A 1,423-nucleotide genomic window follows, 5' to 3' on the forward strand; every position below is an offset into this window, starting at 1 on the left:
AGGAGCATTCCTGTAATGAAGGAAATTTGAGGTTTGCACAAAAAAGAGCCCCCCTGGTATGATACGAGGTGTCCAGAGCTTCAAAAGCAAGAATGGACCCTTAATTGATATCCAGGGAGGACTCACCATGAATTATACCCAGAATCACAAGATTTCGCAAATCACGACATCAACGCTCATTATCGGCATTGATGTAGCGAAGGACAAACATGTCGCACGAGCGCAGGATGACAGAGGCATTGAGTTTGGCAAACGTCTGATCTTTGAAAATCGATTTCATGGCTTTCAAACCCTGTTGGATTGGATGGAAAGACTAAGAAAACAGAACCATAAAGACCATGTGATTTTCGGGGTTGAACCAACAGGGCATTTTTGGCTGAGCCTTGCCTATTTTCTTAAGGCTAAGGGTTATGATTTTGTTTTGGTCAACCCGATGCACGTCAAGAAAAGCAAAGAGCTGGATGACAATTCGCCAACGAAAAATGATACGAAAGATGCCAAAGTGATTGCACAGCTGATTAAGGACGGGCGATACTCCGTACCCAATCTCCTGGACGGCATTTATGCCGAACTGAGAGAAGGCGCCAAATTAAGAGATCAGCTCGTTAAACAGCTTATGATCACAGATGGCCGTATTCAAAACGTTATTCAGCGCTACTTTCCGGAGTTTTTTGACGTATTTAAAGACTGGGAAGGCAAAGCGGCCCTTTGTACCTTAAAAAGTTTTCCATTTCCTTCACAAATCAAGGAAATGACTCCTGAAGAAGTGCTTGAGAAATGGAAGACACAGGTTAAAAGAGGTGTCGGCATCAAAAAGGCAACAAAGCTTGTGGAAGCAGCCAGAAAGAGTATTGGCATTCAAGTTGGCATGAAGTTTGCCAAACGGGAAATAGACTGCCTGCTTGAGCAGTATGAGCTTTACAATCAACAAATCCAACAGTTGGATCAAGAACTGGAAAGCCTGGTAGAAGATCTACCGGGAGCCAGGCAAATGATGGCTATCCCAGGCCTGGGAAAGACCACAGTCGCTTTATTTTTCGCTGAGGTGGGTGACATTACAAAGTATAGCCACCCCCAACAGCTTGTAAATTTAGCAGGGCTCTCATTGAAAGAACATAGTTCAGGGAAGTTTAAAGGGCAAACAACCATCACCAAACGGGGAAGAAAGAGGCTTCGAAGAGCCTTGTATCTGGCAATTCGCCCGCTGGTTGTGCACAATCCGGCGTTTAAAGCCCTGCACCAATATTATACAAAGCGCCCTAAACACCCGTTGAAGAAACAGCAGTCACTCATAGCCTTGTGTTGTAAGTTATTGCGTGTCCTATTTGCCATTGGCAACAAGCAATGCGATTTTGATGGGGCAAAATTATTGCAAGGATTGCCTCAAATAGAAACATTACAGGTAGCTTAAAAAAGCAAGGTA

Annotated in this window: 1 protein-coding gene; it reads left to right on the forward strand. The window is 44.1% G+C overall.

Annotated features, from left to right (window positions below):
- Window positions 1-127: 127 nt before the first annotated feature.
- Window positions 128-1,411, forward strand: coding sequence for an IS110 family RNA-guided transposase (locus IC21_RS01305; RefSeq protein ID WP_035180300.1), 1,284 nt, complete (start codon window positions 128-130; stop codon window positions 1,409-1,411).
- Window positions 1,412-1,423 lie beyond the last annotated feature (12 nt).

Origin of the sequence: Heyndrickxia coagulans DSM 1 = ATCC 7050, assembly GCF_000290615.1 — a bacterium.
Classification (GTDB): Bacteria; Bacillota; Bacilli; order Bacillales; family Bacillaceae_C; genus Weizmannia; species Weizmannia coagulans.

What these genes read in the sequence shown, in the direction of transcription:
- IC21_RS01305 (WP_035180300.1), top strand. Translation starts at nt 128, where the DNA reads ATGAATTATACCCAGAATCACAAGATTTCGCAAATCACGACATCAACG.